This is a genomic window from Hymenobacter glacieicola, from assembly GCF_014640315.1.
GTDB lineage: Bacteria > Bacteroidota > Bacteroidia > Cytophagales > Hymenobacteraceae > Hymenobacter > Hymenobacter glacieicola.
Window position 1 is genome coordinate 33146 of record NZ_BMGS01000014.1, and the last position, 14402, is coordinate 47547.

General features: G+C 49.5%; 4 protein-coding genes. All 4 read right to left on the bottom strand.

Annotation, left to right across the window (positions count from 1 at the left end; genetic code table 11):
* Positions 1 to 45: 45 nt before the first annotated feature.
* The gene (locus IEW18_RS19680; RefSeq protein WP_188559599.1) at positions 46 to 5673 is read right to left on the bottom strand and encodes a hypothetical protein; all 5628 of its coding nucleotides are present in this window, start codon (positions 5671 to 5673) and stop codon (positions 46 to 48) included.
* A gap of 193 nt (positions 5674 to 5866) precedes the next feature.
* Positions 5867 to 6322 carry an OmpH/Skp family outer membrane protein gene (locus IEW18_RS19685; RefSeq protein ID WP_188559600.1) on the bottom strand — a complete coding sequence of 152 codons (456 nt, stop codon included), beginning with the start codon at positions 6320 to 6322 and terminating at the stop codon, positions 5867 to 5869.
* Positions 6323 to 7164: 842 nt separating this feature from the next.
* Positions 7165 to 7593, bottom strand: coding sequence for a hypothetical protein (locus tag IEW18_RS19690; RefSeq protein WP_188559601.1), 429 nt, complete (start codon positions 7591 to 7593; stop codon positions 7165 to 7167).
* Positions 7594 to 7604: 11 nt separating this feature from the next.
* The gene (locus IEW18_RS19695; protein ID WP_188559602.1) at positions 7605 to 13982 is read right to left on the bottom strand and encodes a LamG-like jellyroll fold domain-containing protein; all 6378 of its coding nucleotides are present in this window, start codon (positions 13980 to 13982) and stop codon (positions 7605 to 7607) included.
* Between the last annotated feature and the right edge of the window lie 420 nt (positions 13983 to 14402).

Below are 14402 nucleotides of genomic sequence, written 5' to 3' on the forward strand. Positions count from 1 at the left end.
CCGAAGAAATTCTTCGGGCTTTTTACTTGTCGGCTTATTCAAGCACTATTTTTTGGCTTGGCTGATCTTCGTGTTAGCCGCTGGTAATTGCGGAGCCAATATCCTGCTTGCTGCGCTTGTTTTAGAAGCACCCGTTAAGTTTTGGTCATATCCCCCACTCGTGCAGTAGCCTCCTTCGTTCCGGGCTTCATCAAAATAGCTATTGTCCGAGTAATAGTAGCGGTAGGTATTCTGGTATACGCCATTACCTAAGTACTGCCCCCCAACACACCCGCTTTCAACGGCCGTTTCGCATTGCCCGTTGATCCACTTCCGATGGTAGCCAGAGCAGGGAGGACAATCTTCCGTATATTCCCCCTGTTCCCAATCCAACGCGTTATACGTGGGACTTTGGGTGTTCACGTCGCGAATGCGGTAGCGACGGTATCCCGTAGGAGAGCCGTCCGCGTTGGCCACGCATTCCGCTTGCCCAGTACGCACCCAGTTTGGTGTACGCATATGAGCATAGTTGTACCGGTTCTCCGTTACGAGCCGCTTGGCATTCACTGATTCATTCGGACGGTCTAAAACTTCTTTATAGACCCTTATTATCTTACCTGCCGCATCATATTGATAGTGCGTGAAGAGATTATCATTGTTTAATACATAGGTAATCTGACCTGTGTGCAGATCATACGTATAGGCTGTCATGGGACTGGTCACGGGATGAAACCGGAAGTCATCCATGTAGACCGTGCCAGTGCCTATATTACGGCACCCCACTATTAATTCTTGGTTAGTCGCCGTTACTGGAACTTGGATCAACAAATTAAGTAGATACCAATCCCCCGCTTTTTTGGTGCTGGTGCTCGCAATAGAAGCAGTTCCCAGTGATGTGCCATTGAGCGTAGCATAGAGTTGTCCCCCGCGCGTTGCTACATCACTCTTGTGCACCCATGCGCTTAATTGGTAGCTCCGGCCAGCGGTAAAATCCTGATTACTGCCAGCAGTACCTCGGTAGGTGAAGCCTTGCTGCCCTCCTGTCATTTTACTGCTATACTGCCCCGTGTGGTGAATCGTATCACGAGTGGCATTATTACGTACTTCTCCTCCAAAGTATCGAATACTCGAATTGCCCTCTACGGGCTGAAATTCATCTTCTGCTCCCGAGTAGGCAATTTCGGTGTAGCGAGCATTCGGTGCGGTAGCCAGCGTTTTGGTCAAGTCATAGCCGGATTTGCTGGTCATATACTGCCCGTTAAGGTCGCGTGATTCCGTTGGCCGGGAATACTGGTCATACCGCGTCGTCAGCCCAGTTCTGAGCCAGCCGGCATTCTGACCGTCAGGATACAACCGGCTCCAATCAAATTCTACAAAACCGGCGTAGGTACCATCAGGATTCAGCCGGCTACCATTCCACACGAAGGACTCATATTGCCGCCAGATTGGACGTGGACCGCTTGAATTCTCATACCGATCTGTACTAGCGTTGTACGTACGATAGGTTTCCCAATTCGCTTTCCATGTTTGGAGGCCGGCTGAAACCAGAGAATTTTTCGAGCCTGTTCGCTTGTACACGTACGTACCCGCCTCTTGGGAGAGCATGTTTCGATTGCCTGGCTGATCACTCTTGGGACCCATTGCTGCGTAGGGGGCCAGAGTATACGCGAGTACTGTTTTGGTGACGTACTCATCCCCCAAGGAATTCTTCACCCGCGTTTCGACTAATTGACCCGTCAGAAAGTCATAAACATCGTTGAAAGTGGTCACCTTCATGTTATTGGCCACGGTGGTGGTGGATGCCAGAATGGTGGGAATGTATTCCTTGGTTGACCGGTTCACCCGATAGTGAGTGCGCTGCAACATCTCGTTGGTCATCACTCCTTCCGTGAACTTGCCTTGACCAGCAATACCGTCTGTATTCAGAAGCGTGTTGGAATAGCCAAACGTAGACGTAAATTCGAGTTCACCCCGCCGGTTGTATTTGCGGATAGCTTGTGGCTGTCCGAGCTTTCCTACATCTACTGTCGTGCGGTTATTGCGTCGTTCCAAGTACCGGCGAATATATTCGGTGCCATTCCTATCCGTGTACTTATATGGTATCCTTCCTAGATAGTCCCCGCTATATACATTACCTGGGGTAATGCGCACCATTGTGGAGGCAGGGGTGAAGAAAGAAAATTCCTCCCGCTGATCGTGGTCTGCATCGTTATTGTTAGCAAACTGCCCTCGTAACACGGTCACCTTACCGTACATAACCGGTGTGGAGGGATAGTCGTACCAACCGTCAAATTCCCGAGGTTCTCGCTTCACAAATTCGGGCTCTTTGGCAATGACTCCACTGCTGTTTAGAGCAGGTAATGTGCTGATGGCCTGTTGGTAACGGTAGCGTACTTGGTAGGCAGTGTTATTTTCATCAAGGGTAGTTACCGCTGCTACTCGAATGTCTCCCCCGTTGCGAATAAGTGGCAGTAGAGTGCTGACGCTCATACCTGTGGGGTAGTAGGATGAACACATATTACCTATATCCCCGCAGGGGGAAGGAGCATTCTCAGGATTTAACGTAATCGTGTTAGTACCTACACTCTGGACGGTTACCTCCTGGTCCTGATACAAGTAGGGACATTGAGGATAAGAAGTTGTCCAATACGGGTTGCCCGCCTGGTCTTCCGTTTGCTCTGAGCATTCTGCTTGGTACCCTGCCTGACCCGTTAGACGAAGTTTGTCATTTGGGCGTATATAATCCTGCAGATTGCCGTAGAAGTTCTTTACCTGTAAAGTGGTTGAACAATCAGTATTGGAAAATTCAAATTTGGCAGTACCAAATTCGGAGACATGCGCATATTGATCCCGCTCATAACTAATTTGAGTCCTACTACCCAAAGGAGTAACAATTTCTGTTAAGGACCAGGCGGCTCCATCAGCGGAGGCTTGACTGAAGCTACTAGATACAGCGTGGTTTGATTTACCGGCATACCCACCGCTATTATACATGCCGAAACCATCCCATTTCTCGATGCCATAACCGGGATTAACGCCGTAGTGGAATACGTAATCGGGGATCAACTTGGTGTTTTGAGGGCCATACGTAGAGATGCTCTCTAACGTGAGCTTGCCACTTCTGCCGAGCGTAGCTTGGGAGGGGTCTAAGGAAGGCAGCTGCGCTAAATTGGCGAACGAGTTCGGCGTACCGGGGCACAACCGATAACTATAGTGAAAGACGGTCCGCTTTAGAGCTCGCTCATTAAGAAATGTCCGGATACGGGCATCCGACTCAATGTCATGCTGATCTAATACGTAGCGATACGTGTCATCATTCCGTAACTCACCGTCGGCTACCTGGGCATTGTTGGCGGTATTTTCACCGAAAGCTGGCAAATCGGTGTTGTCGCCCGGTTGCCGGATGCCGTTTGATATTCTAAGCTTTGCTAGATCTTCGTTATTGAGAATAATAATCTCGTCTAGCCGTAACGAGGAAGAAGGAGCACGCTCGTTTCGCCGCAGATTCGTGGTGCCAGAAGGACTAAAATGTCCTCGCGCATCTGTGCGGGCACTTTTGACGAATAAAGCGGTATGAGTGCGGGTACGAATGGAATTGAGGTAGTAGGTCTGTTTATGACCCTCCATGAAATTGGCCGAATTATCTTCTTCCGTGTAAGAAGTTCCTACGTACGGCTGGCGCCATTTGTAATGGGAGGAAAATTTACCATAGTCGAACTTTACCCAGCCTCCCCAATCCTTATCATCGACTACCCCCTTGTCGCCGCGGTCTACATAGTCAGAAGAAGTAATGGCCGTCAGCAGCCACGTCGTAGCGTAAGCATAATCGCTGTAAGGAGAGCCCGTAATCGTCGTGGCTACGCCAGCCGAGCCTTGGGTCGGATTTTTTTCAACCGATTTAGTGAAGGTAGAGTAGTGATAGATAGGCAGCGAATAATGATAGGTGGTGCCATCCTCGGCCGTAACGGCAAAGGCGCCAATACCCTTGCCGGGTAATGTTACCCGCCAGGGATTGTTCACCAGCGTTGAGGTAGTCAGGCTATCATAGATAGGTTCCTCCCAACAGCGCTCATTGGACCCATAGTCATCGGTGCACACTGTCCTGGTAGCGCCGGTGGGCTCGTATGACTTGGCGTAACGAGCTGTGGGTTTGTAATGCTCGAGCATGGCGCCATTCCCTTCAGTCGAGTTGGCATACTGCTGTAGAATTTCATCATTGGAGTACCAGGCTACGTGCTTTCCTTGTACTAAAGCGCGGCCACGTTGAGCAGGATCACTAGCTGTTGGGCTATGAATCCCCTTACGGGCGGGTGCGGTTGAGAGTGCAGTAGTATAGCGTGATTTGAGTCGGTCATCTTGTAGTACGAGCCCTCCCGCTTCTTCTTGGGTGCTGCTAAACCCAATGCCAATGTCACCGGCCCCATTAGCACCGGGTTGCTGGTGGTAATCATAGGTGTTAGCCGCACTATTTTCGTAGCGGAATGGTACCTTGTAGTCATCCAGGAATGGAGTTACGCTGTACTTATAGTGAATCTCGGTACCCTTTTTGGGTGTTGCTACACTTCCAACCTCTAAACGGTAGGGACGAATGCTCCCGGACACGCCGGCTCCCATCACGGAAAAGTCGTCATGTGCGACACTCACTGGGCGCATGCTCGTTTCCCAGTAATTGCCATCGTCCGTAGGCTTAGACTCCTGATGGATATCGGCCCCCATTTCGCGGGTGATGGTTCCATTCGAGCCATTATTGTAGTAGTAATTGAACACCCGGGCTTTTTGGGGAGTGTTCCAGTATGAGCTATTATAAATTAGGGGAGCATCTTGTTCTCCTTGGTTAGTAGAATACGAGATGTCTTTGCTCAGGTCCTGAAAATAGAGAGAACCGTACATCTTCTCATCCTTCGTGTCATTATAGAAGATCCAGTAATTGGTATGCAAGAAGCGCTTTTCCTTTTTCATGGTTGGCTGACTAAAACCAGCACCTACACCACCAGCCCGCCCCAGCATACCTGCGGCAAGTCCACTTGCTACACCAATACCAAAGTTGGTGGCTACTTTAGCTCCCAGGGACATGGATTTTTGCGCAGTCTGAGCTCCTTTTGCTGCTGCTGAAACAGCACTGGAAGAGCCAAAAGAAGCGATGGTTAGAGCCGCCCCTACCATGGCAACGGGATCTGCACTGATGCCTTTGCCCTTAGTATACTTTACCCCAACTAATCCCCCAGAATTGATTTTACCTTGCTCCCACCCGACAGTGGCCAAGCCTAGTAGATCAGCCGTGCCGCTATGGCCTGTTTCCGAATCCCATGCGAGATCTAATACACCAGGAACACCTCCATACCAGCCGCGGCCGATATCCTTACGATAGGTGGATGTGTACTGGTCCCCAGAAATGTCATCAGGATAGCCATTCAGACCACGCGCGATGGCGCCGGGATTGAGAGACCAGCCTAGTCCTACCCAGGAGGCTTCCTGCTCCAAGCGGATTCCTGCCCGATAAGTTAGAGGAATTGAAAAGCCCTGCTCAGGGCCAGGAACATCCAGAATAGGAATATTATACGTGAAGTCCCCGGTCGTCATATTGACCATGTCAGTAGAACCGGGAGATTCATAATTAGTGAATTCCGGCTGACCTGGTCCCATCATAGCCCAGCTTACCGTGGGTGCTGCCAGATTGCCTAGAGTTTCCAGCAACAGAAAGCAGGAAATACCCCGTATCAACCGGCGGTTACGAAATAGCATAATCTTATGGGAGTATTAGTTTTTCAAGCGAAAAAACAAGCGGAGTAAGAAATCGGCAGGCAGTTAACGCGTTCTATTTGGCTAATTCTAGCCAATCTGCCCTAGGTTAAGCAATGAACAGAAGCGATCGAGGAATCCAGTGAGTTTACCTATATGTAGCAGCATGCTGCGAATCGTACTGGGTGTTAAGGCCAGTGATAATATCGTCCGTAAGATCAGCGCCTTCGGCGGCGTAAACAAGATTCCCCTGCTCCGTAGCCCCAAGAATAAGGTGGTAACTGTGCTCCCGGCCATACTGTTTGATGTAGGCATTCACCTCTTGGAGAACCTGCTGATTAAGACGTGCTTCCTCAGTGGCGGCTCGCTGTTGAATGGCCGCTTGGTATTGAGCAAGTTGCTCGGCGGGAGCCTGCTCAGTTCGTAGGGAGTCAAAACGGGCTTGCCACTCTTGAGCTTTGGCTTTAAACTCAACTTGGCGAGGAGAAGCTCCGTGGTACTGCTGCAATATTTTAGTCGGGTTGATATACCCGATCTTGTTGGAGGAACAGGCAAAACAGCTACTCAATATGCCTGCAAGAAAAATACTATACGGGTACTTCATAGAAATGGAAGCAGCTACAGAACAGCTGATGGTACTAAAATTTGAGTTTAGGCAAATTGGTTAAAGCCTCCTCGCGGAATGGAAACCGCAAAGAGCCGAGCTGAAACTGGGTATCGTGGTAAGCTAGTGTGAACCCATGTGTTAAGTCCAATTGATGGGTATCAAATACTAGTAATACCGTGGAACGGCCAGTGGTACCGTATTGTCGAGGATATAGTGCAGCTAAAGCTGCCACTGAATCATGTTGGGGCTTCACGGTAACAACGTATACGTCCTGCGCAATACCTGAATTGAGATAGGTAAGGGCACGAGTGAACAGGGGTTGATCCGTGATGTACTGGTTTTCGATTTCCGCTTTGTTCTGGGCTAGTGACAAGACGAGGTATGTCTTGCCCGCGTAATTTCGTCGCACCGAATCAATGACCTTGGATGAAATATTAGAAGTAGCAACCAACTCTTGGGCCACTAGCAGATCCGTTGGCTGATACGTGCAGCATACCGTCACTGAACTTATTTCCCGAGTATGTGACAAACCGTTGGATGGTTCTTGCAGATACATTTTGTACGTTGCTTGATCCATTGACTGAGAGCACCCCAAAAATATAAGGCAGCTATAGCAAGCCAGGTGAATACGAAACATCAAAGTGAACTATCAATGAGCAGAATAATGAGTGTTATACTATTTGTTCAGCAAATGCGTACGGCATATCACCATCGCAATGGCTCCAAGCAAAGTATTTTTTTATTCAAGTTGGTTTTTACCTTCCAAATTAGTGCTTTATTAAATTCACAAGAAAAGATTTGCTTGAGAGTAAAAACATGTAGTGATAAAAAACAATGACTTATGTATTAAATTTTTTCTCTTGGAGTGTTAGTAAATACATTATTAAATCTTTAATGCTCCCGCAGGATGATATATTACTAACAATTTCTTCGTACGATATATTGCCATGATAATGCTTTTTTCTTTTTATTACTTCTGATAAAAAGTTATTTAAGGATAATTCTTTTAAATCACGGATTAAGTTTAGTTTGATGCGAACCTTTTGATTTAAAAAAATATTATAACCCCCAAATAAACCTATGCCATGTATTTTTTCAACGGAAGTAATTAAAAATTTATAATTACTTGAATCAACTATGAAGCTGTCATTAAAAAAATTATTTTTTAATGCCTTTGCATTTGCTGTTGTTAAATCTTCTTCACTCTTATATATATATGGCCTTGATTGATTTGTAAATAAGGCTACTGGGAATACTATTTCATTCATGGTTTGTTTTTTTAGCGTACTACCCCTTCAACTGTTCTACCGCCACCAGAACCAATAACGGATTTAAACCACCTTGGCGTACCGTGATAGAGTTGTTCGGCTAAATTCATTGGATTGGGACCGACCCCATGTAAAGCATCATGGAACAATTGATTTGGCATGTTCATAAGGTTCCAAGGTTGATTTTTTAACCAATTAGGCGCATACTTACCAATGCCTTGATTTCTATGTAAAAGCCAGTGATGTACTTCCTGACCCCGGGCAGCAAGCCCATTTTTGCCTATCCATTTCCGAGTAGCGCCCCAGGTATGCGATCCTGTTTTCCAAGCTGTTTTTGCTCCTATTCTACCTACTCCTGTCACTAGTGATTTAACTAAAAATACATCTGATACTGCCATAGCAGTATTAAATGCCCCCCATGCATAGTTCCCATTTTGGAAATCATGAATTGCCTGCCTGCCAGAACCCCAAACTGGTATCGCACTCTCTAATGTACCAGGTTCATCCACTTTTGGAATGCTCTTTAACGTTCTTGCTACATTGCTCGCATAACTTGCCAAGGTCCTCAGCGCTCCAAGTGAATGCCTTGACGCGGTAACTGTTACTTCACCTAGGGCAAATGTTTGCTTAGTTATATCGCCTAATGTGAATATCGCCTTGAATGGATTGCCAGGCCCTGCGAAGGCCCCATCAGGGTCTATATTAATCAAAGGGTTATTACCCATACCAACATAGCCTGAGTAGAACTGGCCTGCAGGATCAATTGTCATCCAACGACCAATTCGACTATTATAAAGACGAAGTTCGAATGCCTCATAACCTGTTTCTTCGTCGTGATCCGTATGCTGACCTTGGTAACCATGCCGATATCGTTTATTACCTATTACATAGTTAAGGCCTGTGAGGGGGGAGCCAAAGGCATATGTATGTTGTTCCTGCACAATCATACAACCCGTTTGCGTAACCTCTACATCATCGAATAATACGTCCTGTTGAAGGGTACTGGAAATAATCATCTCCGCTGTTCCTGCCTTCGCTGCCCGGACCCCAATCTTTAGTTGGTGCCATGCCCCATCATTGCCTAGGATAGCAATCTCGCGGTCTTCTACCACTGTACCATCTACGTCACGTAAAATGTACCGCAATGTCGTGCCGGATCCTGTCATAGCAACAGTACGATTTGCTGTAGCGCCCTTACTCCAACCTGTAAAGGAAATGCCAGCCGCCAAGCGGTTCAGCCAGTTTGCATGACGCTGTATCCTACGACCTTCAGGCAGTATAGCAGGTTGAACCTGCGCCGAGCCTACTGCTGCCCCAGCCGCTAAGAGCGGCTTCATTGTTAATTGGTCTGGACGCGAAGTGGGCATAGCTAGCATCCAGGTAGAGAAGGTAATAGTATCACCTTGCTCAACAGCTAACGTTTTGCCGGGACCATATATGAGCCCTTGGCTGGCGTTGATACGTGATACGTGGCTACCTGTTCGAGCTGACGGGTGATAAACGCGAGTTCCCTGAATATTAGTGAATTGCTCCTCTTCCTTCGTCGCCTGCCCGGGTTCCATAGTAGCTTGGTATTTTATAGTCTTGGGCTTGTGGAAGATAACCCGGGCATTGCCAAGCTGATCGTTCAATTCGTAGCGGGAGTCCAGAGAACCATCTTCAAGTCGTGTCAACGTACCTAACCGGCTTGAACCATAAATAGGTACTTCTGTTTGCTGCAGATCTTTTTCAGGTTGTTGTTCATACGTACTGAGCACGTTGCCTTCAGCATCGGTTATAAAGTAAGTAGTATTCAGAGTTGTGCCTTGAGCATTGAACACTACTTTGCTGCTGCGAAAGCCCCGGTCATTATAATTATATATGGTCACCGGACTGGTAAAGTTGGCATTACGATACACGCCCGTTACTCTGCCTGTTACATCGTAGCGCAAGTATTTGTCACCTTTGCCAGCTTCCGATTCCCGGGTCATCTGACCGTTCTCGTCGTACTCATAACTGAGGACGTTTGCTCCGTTCTGGTTTTTGACCGCCAGTAGCTTATTGGTATTGGGCGTGTACTGGTAGGTGAAGTCATCCGTGGTAATACCGGCTGTGTCGCGGCGGCGCAGGCTCAAAATGTTGCCGTGAGCATCGTAGCTAAGGTTGCCTTCTTCAAATTTATGGGTAGGATCGTAGCTGAGGTAATTTCCTCCCGTCAACTGACCATAATCTGATTGCAGCAGTTGGCCTTTGGCGTCGTATTGGTAGGCATAGCCGTGCACAGAGGAGGAAGCCGCCGTACGCCACATGTTCGCTTTCACCGTGCCATCATAGCGAGCTGCATTCTGGTTGGCAGGGCTGTTAAGGTTAGGCGCAGTGAGTTGGCGGCTGCGGTAATCCCCATCAAAGTAATCTAAGCGCATGCTAAACAGGTCCCTCAACGTACCATTAGCGGCCGGGCTATCCTGGCCGGGGTCAAAGCGCTGCTCTACGTTGTTGATACTTTTGAGCCATCCTTGCAGGGTGTAGGCATAATCAATGCCTTGTAGGCGGTCAGCCAGTTCTACTCTTTTGAGCGGACCATGTAAGTAGTAGAAATAACGGGCCTGGAGCGTTCGGTTAGCGGCCAGCCCATCAGGGCTCGTGTAAGCGCTTCGCAGGCGCCGATCTGCATCATACTCGTAGTGGTGGTAAAAGGCGTCGGGCTGACCTTTCTGATACGCCACTTCTAGTACATTACCCAAGAAATCGTAGGTATAGTCAACCATCTTAGTGCCTACCGCAGGAGCTGTCTGCACCATCCACACTACCCGGCCCATTTCGTCGTAGCTATACCAAGTAGTGTTGGTACCGTTGCTGGTTTTAGCTACCGCCCCTAACACGAACTCCTGAGTGCGACTATTGAGTGCTGCATCTTGCATAGGAAGGTCATACCATACCGTGTTGCGCTGGCTGCAGCGGTTCACATCAAGGCTATTGCTAGGCATACGCTCTTCCAGCAGAGTAAGTACACTGTTACTGGCTGGCGTCCGTTCTTCTGCTATTTCTATGTAATCGACATTTATCCACCCTTCGTTAGAACGGCCATCGTGTTGGAGTCGAATAGAGTTAGAACCAGCGTCAAGGTCAACATCAAATGTTTGGAAGCTCCAGTTGGCCCAGGAGTTGGTGCAGGGGAAATCAATATGGTACTTGTAGCTCCAGTTGACATAGAGGGGCATGCGCCGCTCCACACCGGTATTATCGGCGGCATATCGAATAACCACCGTGTAGCGACCTTTTGTGGGAACGGATACATTAAAATGGACATTAGTACCCTGAGAAGTTAGGTCTCCCACGAATCCTGTTCCTCGGTAACCGGGCCAGTTGGTATTGGGACCAGGGTTGCTTGATGCGTTTTCCGCCTCGTAGGCTACCACTTTCGGTAATTGGTTCTCGAACACATGCCCTTGACCGTTAGCCATCTGGTATTCACCCGACTCGACTACCCGCCCTACTTCGTCATAGTTGGAGTACGAAAAACGGTTTTGCTGCTTTTGCAGGGTGCTCTGGGAGAAGCGGATGCGGCCGTCGCGGGCGTATACGTATTCTGTGCGGCCCTCATCGGTGCTTTCGGTGGCCAGCAAGGTACCCGCCCCGCTATAGGTGTTGCGGGTCACAAACGGCACACTTCCCTCTGTAACGGTGCCAACATTCGGAGTGCGGACGGTGCTCCACACGCGCACTTCGTCGAGGGCACCCTTGAAAAACTGGCTGCAGCACTGTCGGCCACCAATCCAGAACTCGCCGGCTGAATAGCGTACGTCACCCGCGCCACTGTAGGGCGTACCAACCGCGCTGCCATTCAGGTAGGCAGTGACCACTCCATTGTTGTAGGTCAGACCAATATGAGACCAAGTATTTAATGGGGCAATAATACCCGTGTTGATCCAGGTCCAGCCAGGGGAGGTGTTGTTGATGGCCCACTGAATACTACCGTCCTCGAACCGGGCTATTTCGTACTCATTCTCTTTGTTGACGATGATACCACTTTGATTGGCCGTCGGATAAATCCAGGCTTCAATTGTAAAGGCATTTGTCATCCGTAGAGCTGGGATATCCCCTACCCGTACATAGTCATCCTGCCCATCAAACAACAAATGTCCCCCCCCGGCTGGGGAAGCCGGAATGCCACCCGGTTTGTAATCTGCCTGAATACGCAGGATTTTTACTTGTCCGCCGCACGGATCAACACCCAGGGTGGAGTTGCTAGCCGTGATGCTGATTTGAGTGGGGGTAGTGGCAAGTTGAGAGGCTGCCAGGCTGGTTACCCGGCTGGTTACATCGGCACTACACGAAGGATCAAACGTGTAGGAAGCACAGTCGCTGCCTTGCCCGGTTCCGTAGCGGGCAGTGAGCATGCCGGTGAAGACGGTGCCGGCCGGAGCCGTCAAGGTCAAATTACCCTGGTGTTCGGTTTGCAGGCCGCACAGGGTGCCGCTTCCCCCAAGCTGAGAACCCCAGCTTACGTGGTTCATGAGGGTTCCCGTCAACCCTTTGCCGGACTGATCAGCGACGGTGCTGCCTGTATTTTCGTTAAACGACCAACTGCCGACCCGGCTGTTAGTGGAGGTTGATCCAGGTGTCGCCGTCAGTAGAGAAACCCCTTTGGGCGCTACCGTGGCTACGACCCGACCTGCATCATCGTAGTACGAATAGCTAAACTCCCCGTAACGAGCCAGGTAGCTTATAATTTGGTTTTCCTCTTCGGAAATAACGCGGTAGAAGCCGGGCTCCAGGGTAATAGGCTGCCAGGGCGCGGCGTGGAAGGTAACTGCTTCAGTGAGCAGGTTGATAATCCGCAACCGCCCACTGCCCTGCACCGACAGGGACACACTGCCGGCAGCCGGAATATGCAAGTCCTGATACTGGGGCAGGCCGTCAGAGTTTTCTGGCTGGGCGTGAATAGCGGCCGTAAGCGTCAGACCCGGATACTGACTGCCGCTCAGGCAGGTTGCCAGTAGCTTGCCATCGGCGTCGGAAAAGTTAATACTTTCCTTGCCATCTACGTTCACGTTTACGGCCTTCTCTCCTTTCAGGCGCAAGGTGGTCGCTAGCGAAGCCCCTGGCACGAACTGCTGGCGCAGCGTCAAGTAGTGATCTAAGTCATTCAGTAGGGGAAATTCCCGACCTTTAGTTTCTCGCCCGCTGCCCATCCGGAAGGTTTCACCAGGAGCTGCCACACGTTTTACGCCACCTAGCGGGCCACCATATTCTTCAGTCAGGCCAAAAGGATATTCAGTAGTAGCCGTCAGGGGTTCCAGTGTATTACTGGTACTATAGTAGTAGCCGACCGAACCTGGCGTAGCTGGCTGGTCAGCCGGAGCGGGAGAATTGACATGAGTTCCCTCGAAATGGGTGGCCTGGTATTCTTGCCCATCAGTAGTCAGAAATTTCTTTTTGAAGCGAAAGGCACTGTTGTTCGTGGGAGCCACTAAGGTGGACAATGCAGGTTTTCCACCAGAACTATATACTGTTTGAGTGGCTAGAACGTGGCCAGTCGTTTGGCTTTTAACTTGGCCTTGAGTGGAGCGGCCAAGAGCATCGGTAAATGCTTTGCCTTCCCCTATGATATTCCCATTGCCATCAAAGGAACGAGACATATTCCAATTTCGGTCTAGGTCGTCCGCCGGATCTGCGGGGGGAGTATAAATGACCGCTGTACTAGCAGCCAACTGAGTAACCTCAGTCGGGGATAGAGCCCTATCATAGACGCGCACGTCATCGTAGTATCCGTTCGCCCGTAAGGAGGGATTGGTAGTTGAGCCAACAGCTAGTTCTGACCAGGGCGCCGGCATAGACATGCCACTGGCCCGGTAAGCAACCTGCTGCCCGTTACGATACAAGGCGGCTTCGCCCCGGTTAAAGGTAAAGACGAAATGCTGCCAGACGTTTGGCTGCAGGGTATTATCAGGGGATTCTATACGGGTTGCTAAATCCGTACCCGTATACACCCGGCCCGAAGAAGAAGCATGGAATAAAAACCCGCTCCATGGATCTGGACCGTGTAAGCTGGCTCCCACAGCTTGCGTCCAATTGCCGATGGTGCCACCATCCGCATACACCCACCAGCTAACAGTGAAGGCGGCTGGCTGCCACCGGAGGGGAATGCGGATAGCAGCATCATTTTGCAGCCGGATAGCGCCCTTCACCTTACCCCAAGCATGCCAGTTGCCAGTATTGACTATCTGGGCCGAACGTCCCGCACCGGATACATCCTGGGCTTTAGTACCAGTTGTTTCATCCAACTGCAGCCATGTTACCAAGCCATTGGTTAGACCAGCGGGGCCCGTAGTTTGAGCGTGGGCAACGTTGAATGATTTGCTAAGCAGGGTAATAACGATAGCACTAACGCGTAAAGCTTGTTTCATGTAAGCAGGAATAAAAAGCTATAGGATGCATTACGACAGGCACAGGCTAGCCAAGCCTAACCCAACGGGAAGACATTAAGACAAAGGCTACCTAGATAGGGTAGCTGATATAAACGCAATAGGAGGAACCAACAGAGAATAGGACGGAAAGAAGGATGGTTGGCGCACCCAAGTGCAGCAAATATAAACAGCGAAGCTTATTTGACAAAAGGTCTATTTTCACTTAAGTGAGGTGGTCTAGCTGAGGCGGACAGAACTAGGACGTATTTTCCAGCAACAATGGCAAGTGCGACGAGGCGTTCAAAACCGAGGCCCTTCGCTTGGCCCGCGAGAGCCGCTTGACCACCTTCTTGTCGCAGATGTATAACTTAAGGAAGTCTTTATTCTCGTTTTGCACTTGTACAGGGAAGTAAGGTCCGC